Origin of the sequence: Rhodococcus sp. C1 (genome assembly GCF_020809065.1) — a bacterium.
In the GTDB taxonomy this organism is placed as follows: Bacteria; Actinomycetota; Actinomycetes; order Mycobacteriales; family Mycobacteriaceae; genus Rhodococcus_F; species Rhodococcus_F qingshengii.
Map to the genome: position 1 here is coordinate 168,907 of NZ_CP078080.1, position 19,384 is coordinate 188,290.

The 19,384-nt window shown below is 62.6% G+C and carries 21 protein-coding genes; 12 read left to right on the plus strand and 9 right to left on the minus strand.

From position 1 onward, the window contains the following. Nucleotides 1-41: 41 nt before the first annotated feature. Nucleotides 42-1,391, plus strand: coding sequence for a membrane protein (locus KTR60_RS00770; protein ID WP_042453216.1), 1,350 nt, complete (start codon nucleotides 42-44; stop codon nucleotides 1,389-1,391). Here KTR60_RS00770 and KTR60_RS00775 read toward each other — a convergent pair. Then, a complete protein-coding gene (locus KTR60_RS00775; protein WP_003944189.1) occupies nucleotides 1,388-2,011 on the minus strand; it encodes a superoxide dismutase in 624 nt (207 codons plus the stop codon). The genes KTR60_RS00770 and KTR60_RS00775 overlap by 4 nt on opposite strands. Nucleotides 2,012-2,271: 260 nt before the next feature. On the opposite strand from KTR60_RS00775, the gene KTR60_RS00780 reads away from it, so the two are divergent. The 3 genes from KTR60_RS00780 (at nucleotide 2,272) to KTR60_RS00790 (ending at nucleotide 4,810) form a co-directional block, all read left to right on the plus strand. Continuing rightward, nucleotides 2,272-3,450 (plus strand): acyltransferase family protein, encoded by a 1,179-nt coding sequence (locus KTR60_RS00780; RefSeq protein ID WP_228401662.1) that lies wholly within the window; start codon nucleotides 2,272-2,274, stop codon nucleotides 3,448-3,450. Continuing rightward, nucleotides 3,389-4,102 carry a peptide-methionine (S)-S-oxide reductase MsrA gene (gene msrA, locus KTR60_RS00785; RefSeq protein WP_020905733.1) on the plus strand — a complete coding sequence of 238 codons (714 nt, stop codon included), beginning with the start codon at nucleotides 3,389-3,391 and terminating at the stop codon, nucleotides 4,100-4,102. Before KTR60_RS00780 ends, msrA begins: the two co-directional genes overlap by 62 nt. 111 nt (nucleotides 4,103-4,213) lie before the next feature. Then, nucleotides 4,214-4,810, plus strand: a complete 597-nt coding sequence (locus tag KTR60_RS00790) for a hypothetical protein (protein WP_223304488.1) — start codon at nucleotides 4,214-4,216, stop codon at nucleotides 4,808-4,810. A 15-nt stretch (nucleotides 4,811-4,825) separates the two neighbouring features. Here KTR60_RS00790 and KTR60_RS00795 read toward each other — a convergent pair whose 3' ends face one another. Both KTR60_RS00795 and KTR60_RS00800 read right to left on the minus strand, forming a co-directional pair. Continuing rightward, nucleotides 4,826-5,755, minus strand: coding sequence for an LLM class F420-dependent oxidoreductase (locus tag KTR60_RS00795; protein ID WP_042453209.1), 930 nt, complete (start codon nucleotides 5,753-5,755; stop codon nucleotides 4,826-4,828). A gap of 21 nt (nucleotides 5,756-5,776) precedes the next feature. After that, the gene (locus KTR60_RS00800) at nucleotides 5,777-7,552 is read right to left on the minus strand and encodes a hypothetical protein (protein ID WP_042453206.1); all 1,776 of its coding nucleotides are present in this window, start codon (nucleotides 7,550-7,552) and stop codon (nucleotides 5,777-5,779) included. A 415-nt stretch (nucleotides 7,553-7,967) separates the two neighbouring features. Here KTR60_RS00800 and KTR60_RS00805 point away from each other — a divergent pair, with 415 nt between their 5' ends. Genes KTR60_RS00805 through KTR60_RS00820 form a run of 4 tightly spaced genes read left to right on the plus strand, consistent with a single transcriptional unit; the run spans nucleotide 7,968 to nucleotide 11,504 of the window. Then, nucleotides 7,968-8,945, plus strand: a complete 978-nt coding sequence (locus KTR60_RS00805) for a DUF4328 domain-containing protein (RefSeq protein ID WP_228401664.1) — start codon at nucleotides 7,968-7,970, stop codon at nucleotides 8,943-8,945. After that, nucleotides 8,942-9,706, plus strand: a complete 765-nt coding sequence (locus KTR60_RS00810; protein ID WP_003944175.1) for a glycerophosphodiester phosphodiesterase — start codon at nucleotides 8,942-8,944, stop codon at nucleotides 9,704-9,706. Before KTR60_RS00805 ends, KTR60_RS00810 begins: the two co-directional genes overlap by 4 nt. Nucleotides 9,707-9,717: 11 nt before the next feature. After that, complete coding sequence (locus tag KTR60_RS00815) at nucleotides 9,718-10,632, plus strand: DUF5926 family protein (protein ID WP_003944127.1); 915 nt, start codon at nucleotides 9,718-9,720, stop codon at nucleotides 10,630-10,632. A 53-nt stretch (nucleotides 10,633-10,685) separates the two neighbouring features. Continuing rightward, entirely contained in the window at nucleotides 10,686-11,504 is an 819-nt protein-coding gene (locus tag KTR60_RS00820; protein ID WP_003944129.1) for an alpha/beta fold hydrolase, read from the plus strand. Here KTR60_RS00820 and KTR60_RS00825 read toward each other — a convergent pair. Continuing rightward, nucleotides 11,501-12,046, minus strand: coding sequence for a ferritin (locus KTR60_RS00825; protein WP_030535839.1), 546 nt, complete (start codon nucleotides 12,044-12,046; stop codon nucleotides 11,501-11,503). The genes KTR60_RS00820 and KTR60_RS00825 overlap by 4 nt on opposite strands. A gap of 154 nt (nucleotides 12,047-12,200) precedes the next feature. Further along, nucleotides 12,201-13,127, minus strand: coding sequence for a cation diffusion facilitator family transporter (locus KTR60_RS00830; protein ID WP_003944149.1), 927 nt, complete (start codon nucleotides 13,125-13,127; stop codon nucleotides 12,201-12,203). A gap of 179 nt (nucleotides 13,128-13,306) precedes the next feature. Here KTR60_RS00830 and KTR60_RS00835 point away from each other — a divergent pair, with 179 nt between their 5' ends. From KTR60_RS00835 to KTR60_RS00845, 3 genes are read left to right on the plus strand one after another with little or no spacing between them, the layout of a single operon-like run. Then, on the plus strand, nucleotides 13,307-13,936 hold the full coding sequence (locus tag KTR60_RS00835; RefSeq protein ID WP_042453198.1) for a M23 family metallopeptidase: 630 nt from the start codon (nucleotides 13,307-13,309) through the stop codon (nucleotides 13,934-13,936). A 28-nt stretch (nucleotides 13,937-13,964) separates the two neighbouring features. Continuing rightward, nucleotides 13,965-14,324 (plus strand): BlaI/MecI/CopY family transcriptional regulator, encoded by a 360-nt coding sequence (locus KTR60_RS00840; RefSeq protein ID WP_003944179.1) that lies wholly within the window; start codon nucleotides 13,965-13,967, stop codon nucleotides 14,322-14,324. Continuing rightward, on the plus strand, nucleotides 14,321-15,268 hold the full coding sequence (locus tag KTR60_RS00845; RefSeq protein WP_125050175.1) for a M56 family metallopeptidase: 948 nt from the start codon (nucleotides 14,321-14,323) through the stop codon (nucleotides 15,266-15,268). The genes KTR60_RS00840 and KTR60_RS00845 overlap by 4 nt, the downstream gene beginning before the upstream one ends. Here the strand turns inward: KTR60_RS00845 and KTR60_RS00850 are convergent, their stop codons facing one another. Next, on the minus strand, nucleotides 15,269-15,913 hold the full coding sequence (locus KTR60_RS00850) for a DsbA family protein (RefSeq protein ID WP_030535837.1): 645 nt from the start codon (nucleotides 15,911-15,913) through the stop codon (nucleotides 15,269-15,271). It abuts the gene before it with no gap. 126 nt (nucleotides 15,914-16,039) lie between these two features. Here KTR60_RS00850 and KTR60_RS00855 point away from each other — a divergent pair, with 126 nt between their 5' ends. Then, nucleotides 16,040-16,981 carry a cytochrome c oxidase assembly protein gene (locus tag KTR60_RS00855; RefSeq protein WP_125050176.1) on the plus strand — a complete coding sequence of 314 codons (942 nt, stop codon included), beginning with the start codon at nucleotides 16,040-16,042 and terminating at the stop codon, nucleotides 16,979-16,981. 11 nt (nucleotides 16,982-16,992) lie between these two features. Here KTR60_RS00855 and KTR60_RS00860 read toward each other — a convergent pair whose 3' ends face one another. From KTR60_RS00860 to KTR60_RS00870, 3 genes are all read right to left on the minus strand, one after another. Further along, entirely contained in the window at nucleotides 16,993-17,538 is a 546-nt protein-coding gene (locus KTR60_RS00860) for a ferritin (protein ID WP_003944176.1), read from the minus strand. Nucleotides 17,539-17,575: 37 nt separating this feature from the next. Continuing rightward, nucleotides 17,576-18,046: a hypothetical protein gene (locus KTR60_RS00865; RefSeq protein ID WP_125050177.1), complete on the minus strand. Its 471-nt coding sequence runs from the start codon at nucleotides 18,044-18,046 to the stop codon at nucleotides 17,576-17,578. Between the two features lie 99 nt (nucleotides 18,047-18,145). After that, complete coding sequence (locus KTR60_RS00870; protein ID WP_007736010.1) at nucleotides 18,146-19,381, minus strand: LCP family protein; 1,236 nt, start codon at nucleotides 19,379-19,381, stop codon at nucleotides 18,146-18,148. Nucleotides 19,382-19,384: the final 3 nt, after the last annotated feature.

A 19,384-nucleotide genomic window follows, 5' to 3' on the forward strand; every position in this document is an offset into this window, starting at 1 on the left:
CTCTCAGTGTTTCTACAAGTTGTTGCTTTATCGTCTCGCCCATGAGCGCCGAGAACACCACAGAAAACTCCCATCGCCGGCCGTCACGACTCGGTCGACGGCTGGCAGTCGGTGGTGTGGCCGCGATCGTCGCGGCTGCGGTGGCGGGGATCGGGTTCGTGATCTTCGCGGGCGGTGCCGACACCTCGAACACCGTCGCGATCGTGAACGCCGACGCGGGAACCACGCTCGACGGCAAGGAACTTCGGGCCGGCGACACGCTGGTGGACACGTTGGGCAAGAACGAAGACTTCGACTTCCAGGTGGTCGACAACCCCGGCGGGAACTACTTCGCGACGTTGACCGTGCCGGAGGACTTCAGCGAAACCGTCGCGTCGATGTTCGGCATGGATCCACGGCAGGCGAGCGTCGACCTCGAGGTGAAGGGCTCGGATTCGGAGAAGTCGGCCGAGTTGACTCGGGCCGTGTCGGCGCAGGTCGGCGCGGACGGCATCAAGGGCCTGCTGGCTCAGACGTCGGCCGCCAGACGCTCGATCGATCAAAACCTCACCACCGCACAGATTCTGGTCGCCGGAACCAACGAGGCCGGAAAGTCCATCGATCAGGTGAAAGCAGGCGCAGGCACTCTGCTGCCGTACCTCGAGACCGCACGGTCCGGGGCGTTGGAGCTGATCGGCGTCGCGGATCAGGTGTCCGGTGTTGTCGATCAGGCGTCGGGGTCGGCGGAAGAGCTGGCCACGCGCGCGGACTCACTGGGCCTGACGCTTGGGGAGGCGTCGTCCTCGACCGCGGAACTGAAGACACGAATCGACACGCTGCAGACTGCGCTGAACGGCCTTCCGATCCCGCCTGACGTGACAGCGCAACTGGCCGGTGTGAGTTCGGATCTCGGTGCGCTGAATGCGCAATTGGGCACCGTTCCGGCGCTGTTGGGTGGCTCGGTCGGGCCCGATACGGAGCTCGGGGATCTAGTCCGCACCGCTGTCGGGCAGCTGCAAGGCGCGAGCGATCAACTGAGCAGTGCTGCCGGACAATTGAACGACGGCCTCATTCCCATCGCTGATCAGGCGCCGCAGATGCTCGGTGACGTGACCGATCAGATCACCCAGGGATTCACGACGCTGCAAGGAATCGCCAAGTCACTGGTCACGGGCCTCGACGGCGCAAAATCCGGTATTCCCGCGATGACCACCCCGCAGCAGGTTCAGCTGACCTCGGTGCTGTCGGATCCGGTGGCCGTGAATCAGACCACCGCGGGCAGCGGTGACTCCGGAACTCGCACACTGGCATTGGTCTTCGGAGCCACGACGGTCCTGCTCGGTGGTGCTCTGCTGACACGAACGGCGGCGCCCCTGGTGAGGCGCCGCCGTTCGCAAGAAGAGCGTGACTAGACGATCAGACCTGCGGTCTGGGTACGTGCACGGTCGAAGCGAGCCGAAACGTCGTTCCAGTTGACGATGTTCCAGAATGCCTTGACGTAGTCGCCCTTGACGTTCTGGTAGTCGAGGTAGAAAGCGTGCTCCCACATGTCGAGGAGCAGCAGCGGCGTGAGGCCGATGGAGATGTTGCCCTGCTGATCGTAGAGCTGGACGATGATCAGACGCTGTCCGATCGAGTCCCACGCGAGGATGGACCAGCCGGAGCCCTGGATGGCGTTGGCGTTCGCGGAGAAGTGAGCGCGGAAGAGATCGAACGAACCGAAGTTGTCGTCGATCGCTGCGGCGAGTTCACCTTCGGGCTTGTCGCCACCGTCAGCGCTGAGGTTGTTCCAGAAAACGGTGTGGTTGGTGTGGCCACCGAGGTGGAACGCCAGGTTCTTCTCGAGCAGGTTGGCCTGCGCTGCGATGGTGTCGTTCTCACGAGCCTCGGCCAGCTTCTCGAGTGCAGCGTTGGCACCGGCAACGTAAGCCGCGTGGTGCTTGTCGTGATGCAGCTCCATGATCTTGCCCGAGATGTGCGGCTCGAGGGCTGCGTAGTCGTAGGGGAGTTCCGGCAGCGTGTAAACAGACACGAGGGTCCCTTCTTTGCGGGCTGGTGAGCCCTGGTGCTTTAGAGTGCGTCGATCACCGGTCACGGCGTGACGTCACTCGCGTATGTGCAAATCATTCTTCGGGTTTCCACCCAATAACATTCGTACACCGTCCGCAACAGTCCGGCTCAGGTAGTAATCACCAAAGAATAAAGTTTGGGAAACCGAACTTGCCCCGATCTAAGGGTAAGCTAATATGCGCAAATTCGTCGTAAAGGTGAACGGAACCTTAAACTTGCGCGATGCCCGCACCAGTTTTCCTCCCGGAATCACCAGAGGCGGCCGCGCCTCGGGTGAATCTTCCGGGCGCTGACCTGCTGCGAGCCCTGGCGGTTGCCGCCGTGATCTACTCCCACATCTCTTTTTACGTCATCGACGATCTCGGCTCGGGTTGGTGGGTGATCGACGTCGTCTACGGCGTTTTGATCGAGCCTGCCGAACTCAACCAGCACCTCTCTTTTGTCGGCGTCGCAGTATTCATGATGCTTACCGGCGCTCTGGTGACGCGATCCGCGATTCGCGACGGCCCCGGAAAGTTCTTGGCCAACCGATTCAGTCGACTGCTGCCCGCATTCTGGGTGGCGACCGCGATTGCCATTCTTCTGGTCCGCCTCGGAATCAACGGAATGTTCAGCGGTCAGGAAGGTATTTCCGATACCGAAGCGTTGATGAGCTTTTTTCTCGGCGGATTCTTTCTCAAGCCCGAGGTAGCAGTTCTGGGAGTGACCTGGACACTCACCGTCCAATTCCTCTTTTATCTCGCATGCGTAGCGGCTCGCCCGATACTGCGGCTGCGACCGATCGTCATGCCGCTCGCCGGTGGTGCGCTGTGCTCGCTGGTGCTGCTCTACAACGTCTACGCGCCGCTGCCGTACACCGTGCCGATGCTGTCCAAGATCGCCGCGACGCTGCCGGCCGTCTTCCTCGGCCAGATCATGTACCTCGCGTGGGCGAAGCTCGCTCCCGGCCGCTGGCTGATCGCGGCCGTCCTCGTCCAGATGCACGTCATCATCGTGGCGACCCAGTTCCGCGTCTACTGGGCCGGTGAGCACTATCTGTGGACCATTTCGGTAGTCGCCGCAGCGGTAGTTCTCATCGGCCGCTACGACGGCGTCCCGACGCGCTGGCCGGTCGTGAAGTGGCTCTCGACGCGTAGTTACGTCATCTATCTCGTGCACACCCTGATCCTGTACCGCGTCGTCGAGAACACTGTTTTGTACGTCGGACCGACGCTGGCGTTTGCGCTCTTCCTTCTGGCCACGGCCGCGGTAGCAGAAATCGGCTACCGGTGGGTGGAGCTGCCCGGCGCCCGCGCGATCACGGCGTGGCGAAACAGTCGCTCGCGCGTAGCATCGAAGCATGAGCTGGTACGACGACATTCTGGGACGAGCGTCCGCAAAATCCACGCTGATCGCGCCTGAGGACGCACTCCCGGGCCGAGAGCAGAAAATGCCGGTTCCGACCGCGCACTACGTCAACGGGCATCCGTTGACGCCGCCGTTTCCGGCCGAACTGCAGACCGTCGTCGTAGGGATGGGTTGTTTCTGGGGCGCCGAGAAGGAGTTCTGGCAGCTTCCCGGCGTGTACACGACCGCTGCGGGTTATGCGGGCGGCTTCACGCCCAACCCGACGTACGAAGAGACGTGCTCCGGACGTACGGGTCACACCGAAGTCGTGCTGGTGGTCTTCGATCCCGCAGTGATCTCCTACGAGCAGATCCTGGCGCACTTCTGGGAGAACCACGATCCGACGCAGGGGATGCGTCAGGGTAACGACCAGGGCTCGCAGTACCGTTCGGCGATCTTCACGACGTCCGCGGAGCAGGAAGAAATCGCTCATGCGTCGGCCGTCGCTTTCGGTGAACGGCTTGCCGAAGCCGGATATGGTGCGATCACCACCGAAATCGGTCCGCTGCGCGACTTCTTCTACGCGGAGGATTACCACCAGCAGTATCTGGCGAAGAATCCCGGCGGTTACTGCCCGGTGCATGCCACGGGCGTCAGTTGCCCGGTCGGATTGCTCCGTCAGGATCAGGTTCCGGCGCAGACGGACATCCTTCCGCCGAGCGAATAACTGGACAGGTGTTGGAGGACACATGTGATTCAGCTCGTTAACACTTGCAACTAGATCGAAACAAAGGGAATCTCGATGTAAGAGTGTGTCGTCGAGAGAACTGAGCTCACAATGTCAGGTAGTACGCGAGGAACTGCGTCGCTGCTCCGACGCACCATTCATGTAGGGCACGATCCGATGGTTCGCCGCAGTGATCGGATCGAAGGGTTCATGTCCTTCGGTCTGATCATTTTCGCGATTCTTCTGCTGCCTCTCGCGGTATGGGCAGGGGCTGCGACTGCTTCGAGCCAGAACGCACTGATCGCCAAACAATCCGCCGAATTACACAGCATTTCGGCGACGACGACTGCAGATTCAACGCAGACCACCGCCTCGACAGCCGATTACATTGCGCCGACCACCGAAATGGCCAGCGCGCAGTGGAACTGGAACGGCCAGGTTCACACGGGTGATGTCACTGTCGACTCGGCGACGCCCGCCGGCACCGAGGTCCCCATCTACGTCAATGATCAGGGCGACAAGACCGTAGCTCCGATCACTCAGAGTGCTGCCGACGTCGCAGCCGTGGTGACCGGGGTTTTCACCTGGTTCAGCGTGATGTCGCTGCTGGTCATCGCTTTCATGCTGGTGCGCGTCTTTCTCGACCGTTCCCGCTCGGCCCAGTGGGACCGAGACCTACGCGCGTTCCTCGACGCGAACGCGCTGTAGATCCCGGCCCATTCCTTACTGCAGTTGGGGCATGACCTCGCTTGCGACGAGTTCGAGATGATCCAGATCGGCGAGATCGAGAGTCTGCAGATACACGCGCTGTGAACCGGCGTCGGCGAAAGTGCCGATCTTGTCGACCAGCTCCGAAGGTGTTCCGGCCAGACCGTTCTCACGTAGCTCGTCGACGTCGCGTCCGATAGCCTCGGCGCGCTTCTTGATCTCCGCCTCGTCGCGGCCGCAGCACAGGACGAGAGCGTTGGAGTACACCAATTCGTTCGGATCGCGCTCGATGTCGACGCAAGCCTGACGAACCCGCGCAAAGATGTCCTTCGTTTCCTCGAGGGACTTGAACGGGATGTTGAACTCGTTTGCGAACCGAGCGGCGAGCGCTGGAGTCTTCTTCTTGCCCGTGCCACCGATCAGGATCGGCGGACCGTCGACCTGGTGCGGTTTGGGAAGCGCGGGAGAGTTCTTGATCTGCACGTGCTTACCGTCGTAGTCGAACGTGTCGCCGACCGTCGTACGCCACAGACCGGTCACGACGTCGAGAGTTTCCTCGAGCAATTCGAAGCGATCCTTGAGCGCCGGAAACGGGATGCCGTACGCCTGGTGCTCTTCCTCGTACCAGCCGGCGCCGATGCCGAGGTCTACGCGGCCACCACTCATCTGATCGACCTGTGCGACCGAAATGGCCAGCGGTCCGGCGTGACGGAACGTAGCCGACGTCACCAGAGTGCCGAGGCGGATGGTGGATGTTTCGCGGGCGATTCCGGCGAGCGTGATCCACGCGTCGGTGGGCCCGGGAAGGCCGTCGGAATTCATGGCGAGATAGTGGTCCGAGCGGAAAAATGCGCCGTAGCCAAGTTTTTCGGCGGTCTGGGCAACAGTCAGTAGTTGTTCGTAGGTAGCGCCCTGCTGGGGTTCGGTGAATATACGCAGCTCCATGAGTTCTACTCTGCCACTATTTCACTTGGTCGGGACGACGGCACCGACTTGTCCGGCGCCGAAACACAGGGTCGGTCCCGGCGTTGTCGGCGTGATCTTCACACTGTTTCCGTGGCCGACCAGGCGCACGAACACCGAGTGCAAACCTTGGGTGACGGGTACGGATACTGCGTCGCCGGACTCCAACGCAACATCGATCGTTCCGTCGGCGCTGGCGAGGTAATTGAGCTGAACCGTCCATTCCCAGCCGGCCAGGGGGCCGTCGAGGGGGAGTTCGGTCGGGCCTTCGGCACGGATGCCGCAGTTCGGCGCCGTTCCTTCGGGAATCCTTCTCGTCCAGGTCACTTCGGCATCGACGATCTGACCGCTGTCGTCGATGGTGCGCAGAATCGGAGTGCTGGAAGAGAATTCGGGGCGATCAGGCAGCGGCGCGAGAACGTTGCTTGCCAAATTGTTCGGAAAGGCGACGGGAAGGAGCACTTGGATCGCGACGGGTTGCTCGAGCAGTGGAGCGTCCTGATTCTGTGACAACGACATTCGCGCGTTCGCGAGGTAGTCGCGGGTCGGGTTCTCGCGCCAGATGTCGACGAATGTGACGGTCGAGACGAGCGAACTGATCACGAAGAGCACTGACAGGCCGGCGGCGACTGCGACGGGCAAACGGGCCGGACGTCGCCGAGGCGCAGCGAGAATCAAAGCGGCGGCGAGGGCGAACACCGTCGCCGAATCCGTGAAGTAACGCAAGGTCTGCGCCAACTCGTACGTGGTGTCGGCGTCGGATCGGGTAGCGGTCATCGCCACGACAGAGGCCAGGAAGTACAGCGCCGCGGCGACCCAGATCCAGGCAGCGCCGCGTCGGGCACGCACGGTCATCACGACCGTCGTCAGCAGCGCGGCCCAGGCTGCGGCCACCAAGAGCGTCGGCGGATCGGCCCAGGCGGGGCTGGGGATCCACCGCTCCCAGCGCCAGGGGCCGCCGAGAAGAGTGGGAAGCATCCCCAAAGACGTTCCGTGATGCAGCAGTTCGGTGGACATCGAACGGCCGTATCCGGTGATCGGAGATTCGACAGTTGTCAGATACACCGGAATCCAGATCGCGAGCACGGCGGCACAGGCCGTCCACAGGAGTCGGCACTTCGTGATCGCACTTCGTATCGGGGTTCCTTCACCTTGTGTGCGCAAGTACAGCACCAGAAAAGCGAGTGCGACGAACGGAACGAGCACTGCTTTCTCGAAGAACAGCAAGGAGATGACAAAAACCGCGGTGCCCGAGAACACATAGCGCACCTGCCCGGTGCGGTACAGCTTGATCGCGTCGCCGCATGCCCAGGCCAGTGCGATCTGGAGCGGCAACGCATTGAGCGCGGCTGCCCACCACGAGAACGCCGGAAGTGTCAGCGGGACGAACAGATACAGGATCAGCGGAATCAACAGTGCCGGTCGCCGGCCGAGGACCAACCGAAGAGCGCGCAGAAGCGCCAACGACGCGGCGGCCTGACCGATGACGAGCAGCGTTGCCGACAGCGCCCAGTTGTACGGCGCGATACGGGCGATCAACCCGGTGAAGAAGAAGGCCGCGGGCATGAAGTGACCGTCGTGGTCGTAGAGCAGGAGTTCGCTCGAGAAGAGTGGGAAGCGTCCTCCACGGCCCATCAGGATGAGGTCGTCCCAGTAGAAGTAATTGCTCGCGGCAACCCAGACGCGAATGACGAGCTGACATCCGATCAACACGAACGCGAGCTGCGTGACCCGTCTCGGGGTGAACGTCAGAGTTGGCTCGGGCTGTGGAGAAGTCATCGACGGTCATGCTTCCAGGTGTGTCAAAAACCGACTTCTCATAAAAAGGGGATACCGGTCTTTTCTGTCTTTTCGGGAGCAATTTCTGAATGGATTGTGAACTTTGCCGGGATAAATGACGTCGACGCCCGAAAGTTCACTGACCTGCGGTGTCAAATTCATCCTCGAGCCTGTGCATCGTTCGCTAACACCTGTCAGCAAATTCTCAGGGTCTTGCCCGTGACCTGTGGATAAAGCCCGATTCATTCATCCAGAACTGTGGATGAACCTGTGGAAACTGTGGATAACTCGAGTTTTTAAGTGGCGGAGGTCACATTATTCGAACAATGCAGGTGAACGCGGTGGAGGTTCGATCACAAATCGGGAGTGAATCCATTTGCTGCCGTTACCGATACGGCGTGACAGAATCGAAGTTGTGAGTGTCGTTCAGGTCTGCGCCCGGTGCGCCGCACGCTGGCCTGTCGTCGGCGGCCCGACGCAGTGGTGCCCGCGCTGCAGCGGCGTCCTGCTGATCCCCACCCGCACCGAGATCTACCAACCGCCCAACCGCCGTGGCTTCCGCTGGATCGCGCGCTCCCCGTCCGACCCCCGCGGCGTGGGGGACGCACCAGTGCGTCGTAGCTTCTCCACTCCGCGCTACGACGCTGTCCCGCAGTGGGGACTACAGGACGTCGTCGACACCTCACCGGTGCCGCCCTCGCGAGCGGACCGGATGGCCGACCGAGTCGGGCCGTTGCTGACGCTCGCAACGATCCTCTACGGACTGGCGGTTTTCGCCGAACTGGGCAGATACGCGATCCTGGTCCGCAACCGCACCAGGCTGATCCCGCAGCCGCTGCTCACGGTCTCCGACGCCGCCGTGTACTTCACTCAGTTGGGTGGACTGCTGATCTCGGTCTTCGCGGCAATCGCCGCTGTGTGCTGGCTGCTTCGTCGGCGTCGTGAACACTTCGCAGGTGTCCGGGAATCCGATCCACGCACAGCGTCGGAAGTTGTCGTCGGCTGCGCTGTGCCGATCCTCAACCTGGTGATGCCGGCCGTTTATCTCTTCGAGTTGGTCCGCCGCGATCCGCGCGGAACCCTGCTGGTCAAGATCTGGTGGGGCTTCTGGGGATTCAGCGCTCTGCTGCTGGTGGTCAACGCGTACTGGCGATCACGCCCGGGGATTCAGGCAATGGCCGACGGGGTTCTGCTGAACGCTTTCATCGCACTGATCGCTGCCGTCACCGCGGCGTTGACACTCGTCGTGATCCGCCGGATCGAGCGCAAGAGCTGGCGCGGTGAACCGGAATCGGAAACCCGGTGGGTGCCAGTGCCGCGCTCGGTGCTGGAAGAAAAGACGGTGCTGGAAGAGAAGACGGTGCTGGACGAGAAGGAGACCGCTGCCCTGTGAGCCCAGATCGTCGAGGTCCACTCGTCGTTGCGCACCGAGGTGCGTCGGCTGCGCGGCCGGAGCACACCCTCGCCGCCTACGAACTGGCCCTCGAGGAGGGTGCCGACGGGCTCGAATGCGACGTCCGGCTCACCCGCGACGGACACCTGGTCTGCGTTCACGACCGCAAGGTCGACCGCACCTCCAGCGGCACGGGGATCGTCAGCGAGATGACGCTCGATTCGCTGAACGCTCTGGACTACGGGTCGACGAGCGAACCGGCCGAACTGCTGACTCTCTCCGACCTCATCACCCTCGCTCTGGATTTTGCGCGCCCGGTGAAGCTGTTCATCGAGACCAAGCACCCCGTGAGGTTCGGCGGATTGGTCGAAGCCAAACTCCTGGCGGAACTGCACCGCTTCGGGATCGCGTCACCGCCGTCGGCCGATCATTCGCGCGCTGTCGTCATGTCTTTCTCGGCGAGTGCGGTGTGGCGAGTGCGTCGTTCGGCACCGCTGCTGCCGACGGTCCTGCTCGGTGACGCGTCGCGGTACCTCGGCGGCGGTGCGTCGACGGCTGTGGGCGCTACGGCGATCGGGCCGTCGATCAAGGCTCTGCGCGAACATCCCGATCTGGTCGATCGGGCCGCTGCTGCGGGCCGCGCGACGTACTGCTGGACCGTCGACGACAAGGCGGATGTGGACCTGTGTCGTGAGCTCGGGGTCAGTTGGGTTGCCACCAACCATCCCGGGCGCACGAAGCAATGGCTGGGCAGCGTGTAGATTTTGCCCTCGTGGCCAAGAAGAGCAAAAGAAACAGTGGACCGAAGCAGGGCAGCGCACGCGCAGAGAAGCTGGCGGCACGCCAAGCAGAGCGTGAAGCTGCTGCCGGCGTAGTCAGCCGCCCGTTCGAGGGCCTTGCCGCCGAGTGCGATCTGGTTGCGCTGCGCGAATTCGTTCCGTCCGCCACGGCTCCGTTGCCGGTCATCGGCTCCGACCGTCCCGTCACGTTGGCAACGGTCCTCCCCGGCGCTGTTGCCGCACTCGTCCGCGACGAGGGCGAGACGGCCACAGGATTTGTCGGTGTCCAGGTTCAGGCGCACTCGGCCGACCTCGGCGCAGACCTCGCCGCTTCGGTGAACTGGATCAAGGACGCGGCCCCCGGCGACGCGCTTTCTGCCGCGAACCCCGATTCCGAGACCCCCGCAGTCACCGCTGTCGTCGATCCCTCGGCACTGCTCGACATCACCGTGCACCAGAACTTCAACTGGTGGATCCCCGAGGGCGTCGAAACCGATCCCGAGGTTGCCGCCACCGTGCAGCACGCCAACTCGGCGATCATGCCCTCTGCACGCCTCGAAGGCGACGGCCTCGTTGCCGCGTGGTGGGTCGACGCCGGCGAGAAGGCGCACCTGCGTTGGGTTCGTCCCGAGAGCGAAGACGACCTGATGCTCGCGCTGGCGCGCGTGCACGCGACCGGTGGACTGCATCTGGGTGAGGGCTCGCGCTACGCAGGCTCGTTCCGCACCCACGGCCTGTTGGTTCCCGTCTTCGACCTCGACCGCGAAAAGCATGCAAACGAGTGGGTAGCGGCAACCGTCGAGCTCGGTGAGCGTCTTGCCGAGGCTCTGGCCGTCGATGCTCCGCTGACCTCGGCCGAGCTTCGCTCGCGCGACGGACTTCGTGGTCGTCAGGTCACGCTGCGCTGATTTTTTCGCCCGAACTATAGGCGTTACGCGAAGTTACGGTTAATGTTGGTGACATGACCTTGTCGCATGACATCTCCGGTAGTGGTCCCACGCTTGTGCTCGTCCATGGCATCGTCCATCGACGGCAGGCGTGGGATTCGCTTTTGGACCAGCTGACGCCGTACCGCCGCGTCGTCACCGTCGACCTGCCGGGTCACGGAGAGTCGCTGCTGCCCGAACTCGGTCCGGACGTCATGGGACAGCTGATCGACGATGTCAGTGAGTTCGTCAAGGAAGTGACGCCGGCGGGGGAGCGTGCCCACGTCGCGGGAAACTCCCTCGGCGGCTGGATTGCCCTCTCGCTGGCAGCGCGCGGAGATGTCGCGTCGGCGACAGCTCTTTCGCCGGCCGGGTTCTTTGTCAATCACCTCGATCAGGTGCGAGCGATCAACACGTTCCGTGCACTGCGCGGCACGGCCAAGCTCATGGGTGACGGATTGCCACGCGCATTGCGGTACAAGCTGATTCGCTATCCGGCGCTCGCCGCGTTCTTCGCTCATCCGAGTCATGTCGGTTATGCAGCGGCGTTGGCCGACTGCCGTTCGCTCGTGTCGAACGAACTCGTCGATCTCGGTCTCGAGATGGACTTCGTGCTGCCGCCCATCGTGGATCCCACTGTGCCGGTGACGGTTGCGTGGGGTCGACGCGATCTCATCCTGCCCGTGTATCAGGCGCAGCGCGTGAAAAAGCCGTTCCCGCAGGCAAAGTTGATGGTTCTGCCCGGCCTGGGGCACGTACCGATGACAGATGCCCCCGAGCTGATCAGTTCGATCCTGCTGGCAGGAAGCGAACCGTTCGGCTCGAGGGCAAAATCCGTGAGTGCTGCAGGCTAGATGGTTCCGCCGGCTGCGCTCGGTGCACCGGTGGTGTCACCGACGGTGCTCATCTCGCGGGACACGAAGTCTTCGAGGTCGAACAGGTTGGCGCCTGCGCGGTCCGCGATGGTGAGAAGTGTTGTCATGCTTGCAACTTCCTCGACCTGCTCCTTGAGGAACCACTGCATGAACTGCTCGCCGAGGTAGTCGCCTTCTTCGCGGGCAGTGCTCGCGAGCTGGACGATTTGCTCGGTGACCGTCTTCTCCTGCGTCAGCGCGAGAGCGATGGGCTCGCGGGCATCCTTGAAGTCGGCCTTCGCGGCGTCGACGCCGGTGAGTTCGACATTGATGTCGCGATCGAGGAAATACTGAACGATCATCATGGCGTGGTTACGCTCTTCCACAGCCTGCTTGTAGAAGTGCTTTGCCAGCTGTGGCAGATCCGCATTGTCGAAGTAAACCGCTGTCGCGATGTACTGATGCGAAGCGTTGAACTCGTTGCGAATCTGGTCTCGGAGTAGTGCGTGGAATTTGGTCATGTGAGTCTCCCCAGAAGTCATGAATTCCAAGATAGTGCAGGTCAGAGGCCCTGTCATCCCAGTATGACCTTATTGTGGTAAGCGTTCCCAAACTAAAGAAGACCTAATTTTTCTTCGAATTCGGTGAGGTTATCGAGCCCGGTGAATTCGAATGTTTCATTTAGGAATGTCCATTTCACCAGGCGAGTTCCGCGCATTTACCGTCGCTTCCCTGTAGTTCCACCTGTACGGTGGCGTGCCCCAGTTCGAATACCTCGGCAAGCAAGGTTCGGGTTGCTGCGAGCACCGTTGTGGGATCGGCGTCACTGACCGCGGTGACGTGAACGGAAGCAACTTCCATCCCCGAGGTGAGTGTCCAGACGTGCAGATCGTGCGCGTCGACGACGCCCGGGAGTGCGTTGATCTTCTCGATGATCGAGGTGATGTCGATGCGATCGGGAGCCTGCTGGAGCAAGATGCGGACGGCGTGGCGGCCCAGGTTGAAGGCACGTGGCAAGACGAAGAGGCCGATCGCGACGCCGATGACGGGGTCGGCGTAGCGCCAACCGAACGCAAGCGTGACCAAGCCGCTGACAAGGACGCCGATGGACCCGACCATGTCTGCCATGACTTCGAGGTAGGCGCCGCGGATGTTGATGCTTTCCTTCGCGCCGCTGCGCAGCATGAGGAAGGCGATGACGTTCATCGCCAGACCGACGACGGCGACTGTCGCGACGGGAAGGCCGGGAACCTCGGGCGGATCCGTGAAGCGGCTGGCGGCCTCGTAGAGCACCCACCCGGCGACTGCGAAGAGCAGGATCGCATTGGCCAGTGCCGCAAACACTTCCGTGCGGTACATGCCGAAAGTACGGTCGGGGCGCCGGGCGGCACGCTGTGCGACGAGGATCGCGGCGAGCGCCATGAAGATGCCGAAGATGTCTGTGAACACGTGCGCCGAGTCCGAGAGCAGGGCCAGTGACGAGGTGAAGAGGCCGACCGTCACCTGCAGCACGAAGGTCACCAACCCGAGGCCGGCGGCGATCCACAGTTTGTTGACATGCTTGCCGCTGTTGCTGGTCGCAGCCTCGGCGGGGGAGATTCCGTGCCCGTGTCCGTGTGACATCGAAGGTCCTTTCGTCGACGCCAGCCTAGACACATATGCATATATGCGCAATAGTGCATGTCTTAAAAACTATGCAACATAGTTGTAAGGTGGCGGCGTAGACCTTCATTTGTCATCGACGCGAGGACCGAGAAGTGGGAAGACATCGAAAATCCGAGCCGATCAGACCCGGCGGGCGCATGGCCGCGGTTTCCGTGGCGACGGGTGCAATCCTCGCGTCCGGCACTTCCATCGGGCACGCGTCGCCGCCGCCGATTGCAGTCGAGGATGCATCTGCGGTGTCGGCGCCGGAGATCCTCGACCTTGTCCGGCCGACGGATCTTGCTGGAATAGCCGAACAACTCGGCAAGACGCGACAACTCGAATCCGAGCGAGCGGCGCTGGCGTTCGAGGCCGAAAAGCCACAGGTGATGGCCCCCGTCAGCGGGACGATGACGTCCAACTTCGGTCCACGGTGGGGAACCACCCACTACGGTCTCGACATCGCGAACGCGATCGGAACGCCCATCGTGTCGGCGACCGACGGTGTTGTGCTCGAATCCGGTCCCGCCGCGGGATTCGGGCTCTGGGTCCGCATCCAGCAGGACGACGGGACCGTCGGCGTCTACGGACACATCAACGAGGCGCTCGTGGTTGCGGGTCAGAAGGTGCGGGCGGGTGAGTTGATCGCGACCGTGGGCAATCGTGGACAATCGACAGGACCACACCTGCACTACGAGGTGTGGCAATCTGACGGACAGAAGACCGATCCGCTCGCGTACCTGAATTCCCGGGGCGTGTCGTTCGGGGAGAAGACCACGGGCGACTGAAGTTCTGTCACGACGCGATGGAGGAGCAATGCAGGGGCTTGGCGGACTCGAAGCCGAGGTCATGGATGTGCTCTGGCAGTCCGACGACGCGCTCTCGGTCAAGGATCTGGTCGAGACCCTGGGTGAGCGTCGACAACTTGCGTACACCACCATCCTGACCGTCGTGACGCATCTCTACGACAAGGGCTGGGTGAGTCGTGAGAAGAAGAGTCGCGCCTACTTCTATCGGCCGAGTCGCAGCCGTGAAGAGGCCACATCCAGAGCACTGCGCGAATTGTTGGACAGCAGTTCCGATTCCGCTGCCGTGCTGTTGCACTTCGCCAAGACCATGACAGATGCCGAGAACGAGGCCCTGCGCCGGGGTCTTTCCGGGGAAGGTGTGCAATGACGTTGGCGTTGCCGATGTTTCTCGGTGCGATGCTCGTGGGATTCCTGGTTCCGAGAGTGTTGCGAGCCGTTTCCTCGGCGTTGTCACCGGCGGTGCTGCTCGCGGCGTGGCTCGGCAGCATGGCGTCGGCTCTGTATCTCGCTCTCTCCGCGGTCTTGGTTCTGGTGTGGCCGAGCCACGCGCCGGTCGAGGGGCTGGTCGACGGTATCGCTCGGTGTTTCAGCGCCTTCGCGCACGGCACGAGTTCATGGGTGGGTGAACTGATCACCGGCACAGCCGTTGCTGTGGTGGGTGTGATCGCCGTTCGGATCGCGCTGGCCGGCCGCAAGCAGGCACGTGAGCATGCGAGGGTCCGAGATTTCCATCGTGATGTTCTCTCGATCGTCGCGCGCCGCGACAACTCGGAGTCCGACGTGTTGTGGTTGGATCATCCGCTGCCTATGGCGTACAGCGTCGCCGGAAAGCCTGGATTTGTTGTTGCGACGCAAGGCTTGTCATCCGCTCTCAGTGGAGGCGAGCGTGATGCTGTCCTCGCGCACGAGCGTGCACACCTGAGCGGCGGTCATCACCGAATTGTCGGTGCGTGCGAAGTCTTGGCCGCTGTTCTTCCGCGAGTGCCGTTGTTCGCGGCGGCACCCGCTGCCGTCGGCGCGATCGTCGAACTGTCGGCGGACAGACATGCCGCTCGCGTCACCAGCCCGGCTGCGGTGCGTTCCGCCCTTGCCGTGGTGTCGAAATCGCCGCTTCCTCAGCCGGACTGGAGCTTGAGCGATCGCGGCGGCGCGACCGCGGTGCGATTGAGTTCCCTGGTCGACGGCGACGTGGCGTCGCCTCGGCGACTGACCTGCGCGGTGGCGGCCTGTGCGCCGGCCGCTGTCACGACGGCCGTTGCCGCAGCCGTGACAGTGGCCGTCTCCGCGGGGATCTGCGCTGTTCTGACCTGATCATTCTCCCAAGGCCGAATCGATCTGGGCTTTCAACTGCTCGTAGCTCGGCATCTGGTCCAGCTTCACGTCGTTGAGGAACAGCGTCGGAGTACCTTGGACGCCGAGGCGTCGGCCTTCTTCGAAGTCGCGCTCGACCCGCTCGCGGACGCCGCGGCTGCCGAGGTCGGATTCGAATCGGGCCATGTCAAGTCCGAGATCTTGTGCGTAGGAACGGAACAGCGCCTCCTGTGATTCGGCGGATTCACCCCATTGCGACTGCGTCTCGTACATTCGCTTGTACATCTCGACGAATTTGCCCTGGCGAGATGCGGATTCGACGACCTGCGCCGCGAGAGTGCTGTTGGTGTGACTCGGAATCGGAAAGTATCTGATGCCGAACGTGATTCGATCCTCGTACTCCGCTCTGATCCGCTCCATCGTCGGGTACAGCGCGAGGCAGGCTTCGCATTCGAAGTCGAGGAACTCGACCAGGTTCACCTTGCCGTCGGCGGCCGAGGTCAATCGGTACGCGTCGTCGGTGAGGACGGCGGTGGATTGTGCTGCCCGATCGGCGTTCTCGTTGTCTGCCCGAATCGGATCGACGGTGATGAACGTGATCAGTGCTACCGCGAACACCGCGATCAGGGCGGCGGATATCTTCATGCTTCTGGACACTGCTGTGCACCTGTACCTTCCGTCGAATTCCTAAATACTATCCAACATAGTAGTTAGGTGTAGAGTCGACGGTACCCGCATGGAGACGAAGGAGGACCCGCCGGTGAAGCGTTCGTGAATGACACGCCGCCGCCGTCGATCGGGCAGATGCTGGAGTGGGATACCTCATCCCTCCCGCTTCTTCCTGCCCTGGGAGTTGTTCTTGCACTCTGGTATTGGACTGGCGCTCAGCGAGTTCGCGCGAGTGGGCGACCAGGGCCGTGGCATCGGACAGCGTGTTTCCTCGGTGGGTGCCTGCTGCTGATCGCGGTGACCGGACTGAAGGTCGAGAGCTACGGCTACGAACTCTTCAGCGTCTGGATGTTCCAACACCTGACGCTCTCGATGGCGATCCCGCCGCTCTGGGTACTGGGCTCGCCGGGACTGCTGCTACTACGTTCGACGCCGCACCGAGGAATAGGAAAAGGCATTCTCGCGCTTGCCCTCTCGGCATTGCGCAGCCGTCCGGCGCGGTGGATGCTGCACCCCGGGTTCACGATCCCGGTATTTCTGTTCAGCTACTACGGGATCTACCTGTCGCCGATCTTCGACACCGTCTCGGCGTTACCGGCTGGACACGTCTTTCTCGAGATCTTCTTTCTCGCCAGCGGTCTGCTATTCATCATGCCGGTGCTCGCCACCGGCCCACTGCCGGTGCGACAGAGCTACCTCGGCCGGTGTTTCGACCTGTTCGTGGAGATGCCGCTGCACGTGTTCATCGGCGTCGTACTCATGATGGCGACAAAGCCGCTGCTGACCACGTTCGTGGATCCGCCTCCGGAGTGGGGCGTGGACGTGATGCAGGATCAGCAGCTGGCGGGCGCCCTCGCGTGGTCGTACGGAGAGCCCGTCGCGCTGGTGGTGGTCGTGATCTTCGCGATGCGCTGGAACCGCGACGACAAACGGATGAATGCCGACCTGGACCGCCGCGCCGAGATCGACGGCGACAGTGATCTTGAGGCGTACAACAATTTCCTCAGATCACTGAACGCCGCCGAGCGGCCTGAGACTCGGTAGGCCGGTGGCCCTCAGACGCCGCCGCCGGCGGGCGTCGGCGCCATTGCGTCGGCAGCGGCCGGGGTGTTCATCTCGCGTGCGACAAACGTTTCGAGGTGGAACAGGTTGTCGCCGGCGCGGTCGACGATGGTGAGAAGTGTTGTCATGCTTGCCACTTCCTCGACCTGTTCCTTGAGGAACCACTGCATGAACTGCTCGCCCAGGTAGTCGCCGGTATCGCGCGCGGTGCGTGCCAGCTGCGTGATCTGCTCCGTGACCGTCTTCTCCTGCTCGAGTGCCAACTCGACCGGAGCCCGGACACTGTCGAACTTCGTCACGACGTCGTCGATGCCCGGAACGTCCACGTCGAGGTCGTTGTCGAGCAGGTACTGGATCATCATCATCGCGTGACCGCGTTCCTCGGTGGCCTGGCTGTAGAAGCGCGCGGCCATCTGCGGAAGATCGTGTGCATCGAAGTACACCGCTACCGCGATGTACTGCTGCGATGCAGTGAACTCGTTACGGATCTGCTGACGCAGCAGAGTGGTGAATTCGCTCGAGTTCTTCGCCTGTGTCATCCCAACAGGTTACTGGGTCGTCGCCGCTGAGAGGGAGCTACTTCTTGTCGAGCTGATCGATGACGAAGCCCACAGTTTCCGGTCGGTACCCGTAGACGAACGAGTCCTTTTCGCCGACGTACCAATCGCCGCACTGAAAAGAACTGCCCTTCTCGACCCCCGTCGGCCACCACTGTGCGGACAACGATGCGGGACGAGTTTCGACGGTGGGTCGTGCGATGCAGCTGTTGTGATCTATCTCCGCGATGTTCGCAGTCATTCGCAGGATGCGTTCGTTGCCGGTGGTGCGGATGACCTCGTCGATACCCGTTGCGCCGGCGGGAACCCAACTCGGCAGTGTGTCGATTCCGTTGGATGCTTGTGCAAAAGAGAAGGTTTCGGTTTTCTTGTACGCCTTGGATTCGTCGAACTTCTCGAAGGTTCCGGAGCAGGACGTCACGAGTGCAGCAGCTCCGACGGCGGCGGCAACGACGGCGAGAGTGCGGAATCGGCGGTGTGTTGTGTTCATACCTTCACGGTATTTTTCGGCCGCCGATTCCGCGTCCTGCCGGAAAGCGATTTGTTCGCCGGGCTTGTCCTCCCGCGGTACTACCGGAACTCAGGGCGATTACCCCGTGGTGATCAGATCCTGTGGAATCTGCTGATCGTTGGCCAGGGCGTCGAAGAACTGCGAAGCGCGCGCCTTGTCCCACAACAACACGTTGCCCGAACCGTCCACGTCCTCGAAACCGGCGACCGGAACCGTCGTGGTGGTCATCCCGCCGCGAAGCGCCCAGGCGAGTGAGGCCAGATTCCAGATGTGATCGCCTTCGTCGACCTGTAGAGATTTGGCGGTATCGGAGACGAGTGGCCACAACCGGAACGGATTGAGGAACGTGGTCGGACTCGTCGCCTTCGACAGCAACGCCGACATGAACTGGCGCTGGTTGTTCATGCGGTCGAGGTCGGCGAGCGCCGTCGCGCGAGTTCGCACGAACCCGAGTGCGTCCGAACCCTTCAAGTCCTGGCATCCGGCGGGGAGGTTGATCCCGGCCAGCGGATCGTCGATCGGCTGTGCCAGGCACACGTTGACGCCACCGACGGCGTCGACGATGCCGGCGAACCCGCTGAATCCGATCTCGGCGTAGTGGTCGATGCGAAGCCCCGTTGCCTCTTCGACGGTCTGCACCAGCAATGGAGCGCCACCGAAGGCGAAGGCGGCGTTGATCTTGTCCGACCCGTAGCCGGGAATCGGAACGTACGAATCGCGAGGGATGCTGACCATGGTCGTCTTCCCACTTTTGGGGACGTGGACCAAGATGACCGTGTCAGTGCGCTTGGGGCCGGTGTCACCGCCCGTCGCAAGGGCTTGCTCCTGCTCGGGGGTGAGCCCCTCACGACTGTCGGAGCCGACGATCAGCCAGTTCGTGCCCGGAGTATCGGCGACGCGTCCCGCGTAGTCGGGCAGCGCGTCGATTCGATTGAGCGAACTGTCGACGTAGTAGATCGCGCCGGCCAGCGCGAGCAGCAAGACCAACAACGTGATGCCGATACGTTTACCCCAGCTACGACGCTTGCGGGGGCGTCGCTGCTTCGGAGGTTCTGGAGGGCGCGGCGGGGCGTTCGGCGGGGTTCGGCGCGGCGGTGCGGGCGCGTACTTCGCCTGGCGCTGCGGATCCTGACGCGGCGGCCCCTGCCTGCGCGGGTCGTCCTGAAACGGTTGCGGGCGCTGGGTCGGCGCCCAGTCCTCACGCCTGGGCTGCTGCGGCGCTTGTGGTGGGACCTGTGACCAGGCCTGATTGGCCGGATTCTGCTGCTGCGGGCGTCCGTCGCGGCGAATGACCGTCGGCCCTTCCGGCGGCATCGG